The sequence below is a fragment of the Streptomyces aurantiacus genome (assembly GCF_001418335.1).
Lineage (GTDB): Bacteria > Actinomycetota > Actinomycetes > Streptomycetales > Streptomycetaceae > Streptomyces > Streptomyces aurantiacus.
The window spans coordinates 1-4,899 of sequence record NZ_LIPP01000106.1 but is presented as its reverse complement, the minus strand read 5'-3'; the positions used below and the strand labels follow the sequence as shown (position 1 = coordinate 4,899).

Annotated in this window: 2 protein-coding genes; one reads left to right on the top strand and one right to left on the bottom strand. The window is 72.2% G+C overall.

Annotation, left to right across the window (positions count from 1 at the left end):
- Window positions 1–206 precede the first annotated feature (206 nt).
- Window positions 207–1,277, bottom strand: coding sequence for an ABC transporter permease (locus tag AOK01_RS15565; protein ID WP_055511933.1), 1,071 nt, complete (start codon window positions 1,275–1,277; stop codon window positions 207–209).
- 155 nt (window positions 1,278–1,432) lie between these two features.
- Between AOK01_RS15565 and AOK01_RS15560 the strand changes: the two genes are divergently transcribed.
- A partial coding sequence (locus AOK01_RS15560; RefSeq protein ID WP_055511935.1) for a DNA polymerase III subunit alpha occupies window positions 1,433–4,899 on the top strand: 3,467 nt, incomplete at its 3' end.

The following is a 4,899-nucleotide window of genomic DNA, read 5'->3' as shown; positions in this document are numbered from 1 at the left end:
GTGCGGGTGGGTGGGGGCTTGTCGCGCAGTTCCCCGCGCCCCTAAAAGATTGCGCAGTTCCCCGCGCCCCTGAAAGACAAAAGACTGCGCCGTTCCTCGCGTCCCCGAAGACAAGAGATTGCGCCGTTCCCCGCGTCCCTGAAGACAAAGGCTGCGCTGTTCCTCGCGCCCCTGAGGGTGAAAGGCTGCGCCGTTCCTCGCGGCCCTCAAGACAAAGGATTGCGCCGTTTCCCGCGCCCCTGAAGGCGGGGCCTTGTGCGGCGGGCGCCTGCCGCCAAGGTGATTGCTGATCCCAGGAGTGCCCAGGCTGCGAGGGTCAGGAGGGGGGTGGTTACGTTGTTGGTCTTGAAGTAGGCGATCGAGCGGGCCGACCAGGTGCCGGCGCCCGGGGGCAGGGCGGGGCCGATCGCCTTCCAGAACGGTGGCAGCATCGGCGGTGGGAGGGCGCCGCCCGCGCTCGGATTGCCCAGGATCACCACCAGCAGCACCGCCACTCCGATGCCGACGATGCCGAACACGCACTGGAGCGCGAGTGTGGCGGCGCCCACCGCGAAGGTGATGAGCGCGCCGAGTCCCCAGAGGGCGGCCACGCTCCCCGGCAGGGCTCCCAGGACCGGTCCCACGATCACCGCCCCGCCGAGCCCGCCGACGATCGAGACCAGGGCCATGGTGGCGAGCCGGATCACCGCGCGCCGTAGACCGGCCGGCCGGGCACCCGCGCTGATCGCCAGCGCCGACGCGCACAGATAGCCGCCCACGCACCAGCCGACGACCAGGTAGAAGGGGGTGAGTCCGTTGGCGTCCTGGGCGTCGGCCGGGGCCACGTCGACGGTCCGTACCGTGCGCCCTTCGTCCTTCTCCAACTCGGTGATGAGCGAGATCAGGGCGTTGGACAGGGTCTTGCCGCCGCCGGAGGCGATCAGCAGGGTGTCGGTGGTGCCGTCCGGGTCGACCAGCAGGGCGCCGTCGATGTCACGGTTCGCGATCCGCTCGCGTGCCGTCGCCTCGTCGCTGAGCGCCCGGGGGTCCAGGGGCTTACCGGGCAGTCGCTCCAACCGGGCCACCGTCCGGTCGGCGGCGCCGCCCGGCGCGACCACGCCGAACGCCACGTCCTTCGGCTTCGGATGGTGCAGCGCCCCCACATAGGAGGCGATGAAGAGCAGCTGCAGGACGGTCACGCCGATGACGAGCAGCGTGGCCCGGGGGGTGACCGCGTCCTTGACCTCGCCGAGAAGGGACCTGGGCGGGCCGGCCTGGGCCTCCGCTGTCCGTGCCATGGCCCCATGGTCCGAGTCGCACGGTGTTTGCGCAGGTGGGGCGGGTCCGAATGGATGTCGCACAGACGTTCGAGAATTGGTCTATGGTGGGGGTGAGGTGCTTGGGAACAGGTGTTCGAGGGCTGGTGTGGAAGCCCCTGATGGTGGAGGTGCGCATGCCCGGTTTCACGCATCTGCACACCGCCTCCGGGTACTCCCTGCGGTACGGGGCCTCCCACCCGGAGCGCCTCGCCGAACGTGCCTCCGAGCGGGGCATGGACGCACTGGCGCTCACCGACCGGGACACCCTCGCGGGCGCGGTCCGCTTCGCCAAGGCCTGCGCCGCGCAGGGCGTCCGCCCGCTGTTCGGGGTCGACCTCGCGGTCGCGGAGCCCGTCGGGGAGGCCGGTGGAGGACCCGTACGGGGTGAGCGGCGCCGGGCTCCCGTGCGGGGTGGTGCCTTCATCGATGAGTCGACACCTCGGGTGACTTTCCTCGCCCGGAACGGGGCCGGGGGCTGGGCCGAGCTCTGCAGAATCGTTACTGCAGCGCATGCGGGAGAGGGGCAGCCGCTGCTGCCCTGGGCGGAGAACCACGCCGAAGGGCTGACCGTGCTGCTCGGTCCGGCCTCCGACGTCGGCCGCGCGCTCGCCGCCGGACGGCCCGACCGGGCCGCGAGACTGCTCGCCCCCTGGCGTGAGGTGTACGGCGACGCCCTGCGCCTCGAAGCGGTCTGGCACGGCCGCGAGGGCACCGGGCCCGGCTCCCTGCGGCTGGCCGCCCGTACCGTCGGGTTCGCCGCCGAGCAGCGGGTGCGCCCGGTGCTCGCCAACGCCGTCCGGTACGCCGACCCCGGCATGGGCCCGGTCGCCGACGTGCTGGACGCCGCCCGCCGGCTGGTCCCCGTGGACCCCCGTAAGGAACTGGACAGCGGCGAGACCTGGCTCAAGGGCGCGGACGCCATGCTCGCCGCCGCCGAACGCGTCGTCGAGGCCGCCGGCTACCGCCGCGACACCGCGTACCGGCTGCTCGAACAGACCCGGGCCGCCGCCGACGAGTGCCTGGTCGACCCGGAGGACGACCTCGGGATCGGCGCCGTCCACTTCCCCGAGCCGCACCTCGTCGGCGCCGGGCGCCGCACCGCGCAGCGCGTACTGGCCTCACGGGCGGCGGCGGGGATGGTGCTGCGCGGGTACGACCGTTCCTCCCGGGCGCGCGACTACTGGGAGCGGATGCACCACGAGCTGGACATCATCGACCACCACCACTTCGCCTCCTACTTCCTGACGGTCGCCCAAGTCGTGGACGACGTGCGGGGGATGGGCATCCGGGTCGCCGCGCGCGGCTCCGGGGCGGGCTCGCTCGTCAACCACCTCCTCGGCATCGCGCACGCCGACCCCGTCGAACACGGGCTGCTGATGGAACGCTTCCTGTCCGAGCGCCGCCCGGTCCTGCCCGACATCGACATCGACGTGGAGTCCGCGCGTCGCCTGGAGGTCTACCGCGCGATCATCGGCCGGTTCGGCACCGAGCGCGTCGCGACGGTGGCGATGCCGGAGACGTACCGGGTGCGGCACGCGGTACGGGACGTCGGCGCGGCGCTCTCCATGGACCCGGCCGACATCGACCGGATCGCCAAGTCCTTCCCGCACATCCGCGCCCGCGACGCCCGCGCGGCGCTGGCCGAACTGCCCGAACTCCGGTCCCTGGCAAGGGAGTCCGAGCGGGAAGGGTCGAAGTACGGGCGGCTGTGGGAGCTGGTGGAGGCGTTGGACGCCCTGCCGCGCGGAGTCGCCATGCACCCGTGCGGGGTCCTCCTCTCCGACGCCTCGCTCCTCGCCCGTACGCCGGTCGTGCCGACCAGTGGCGAAGGGCTCCCCATGGCGCAGTTCGACAAGGAGGACGTCGAGGACCTCGGGCTGCTCAAGCTCGACGTGCTGGGCGTACGGATGCAGTCCGCGATGGCGCACGCGGTGGCCGAGGTGGAGCGGGCGACAGGGAGCCATGTCGACCTGGACACCGTCACCGCCGGGGAGGGCGACCCGGCGACGTATCGACTCATCCAGTCCACGGAGACGCTGGGCTGCTTCCAGATCGAGTCGCCGGGCCAGCGTGACCTGGTCGGCAGGCTCCAGCCCGCGACCTTCCACGACCTCGTCGTCGACATCTCCCTCTTCCGCCCCGGGCCGGTCGCGGCCGACATGGTGCGGCCGTTCATCGAGGCCCGGCACGGCAGGGCGCCGGTCCGCTACCCGCACCCGGATCTGGCGGAGCCGCTGAGGAGCACGTACGGGGTCGTGGTCTTCCACGAGCAGATCATCGACATCGTCGACATCATGACCGGCTGCGGGCGTGGTGAGGCGGACCGGGTGCGGCGCGGCCTTTCCGACCCCGAGTCGCAGGGGCGGATCCGCTTCTGGTTCGCGCAGCACGCGGCCGCGCGGGGGTACGACGCGGAGACGATCGCCCGTACCTGGGAGATCATCGAGGCCTTCGGCTCGTACGGCTTCTGCAAGGCGCACGCGGTCGCGTTCGCCGTACCGACCTACCAGTCGGCGTGGCTGAAGGCGCATCACCCGGCCGCCTTCTACGCGGGGCTGCTCACCCACGATCCCGGGATGTACCCGAAGCGGCTGCTGCTCGCGGACGCGCGCCGGCGAGGGGTGCCGATCCTGCCGTTGGACGTGAACAGGTCGTCGGTCGCACACAGTATCGAACTGGTGTCTGAATCTGGGAGTTCGGGGGAAGGCGGAGGTTCGGAAGGAGCCGGGAGCCCGGGGGGAGCCGAGGGTCCGGGGGGAGCGGCCGGGAAGACCTGGGGTGTTCGGCTCGCGCTCTGCGATGTGCACGGCATCAGCGACGCCGAGGCGGCACGGATCGCGAAGGGGCAGCCGTACGCCTCGTTGCTCGACTTCTGGGAACGGGCCCGGCCGAGCCGTCCGCTGGCCGGACGGCTCGCGCAGGTCGGCGCGTTGGACGCGTTCGGCGCCAACCGCCGTGACCTGCAACTGCACTTGACCGAGCTGCACCGGGGCGCGCGTGGTGGTGGTCGCGGCGGCCGGGGTTCCCAACTCCCGCTGGATGGCGGGCAGGAGACCGCTTCGGCCGGGCTGCCCGACCTCTCCTCGGCGGAGCGGCTCAGCGCCGAACTGGGCGTGCTCTCCATGGACGCCTCACGCAATCTGATGGACGATCACCGCGAGTTCCTGGACGAGCTGGGCGTCGTCACGGCACGGCGGCTGCGGGCGGCCAGGCACGGTGAGACGGTCCTGGTCGCGGGGGCCAAGGCGGCCACCCAGACACCGCCGATCCGCTCCGGCAAGCGGGTCGTCTTCACCACCCTGGACGACGGTACGGGCCTGGTCGACCTCGCCTTCTTCGACGACTCCCACGACGCGTGCGCGCACACCGTCTTCCACTCCTGGCTCCTGCTCGTGCGCGGGGTGGTGCAGCGGCGCGGCCCGCGCAGCCTCAGCGTCGTCGGGGCGGCCGTCTGGAACCTCGCCGACCTGATGGAACTGCGGCGCGAGGAAGGGCTGGACGGGGTGGCACTGAGACTGGCCGAGCCGCAAGGAGAACAGGGGGGACAGAGGGGACCGGGAGAACCGGAGGGGGAGCAGGGGGCCGAGGCCGGTTCCCGGGG

What these genes read in the sequence shown, in the direction of transcription:
- AOK01_RS15565 (WP_055511933.1), bottom strand. Translation starts at nt 1,277, where the DNA reads ATGGCACGGACAGCGGAGGCCCAGGCCGGCCCGCCCAGGTCCCTTCTC.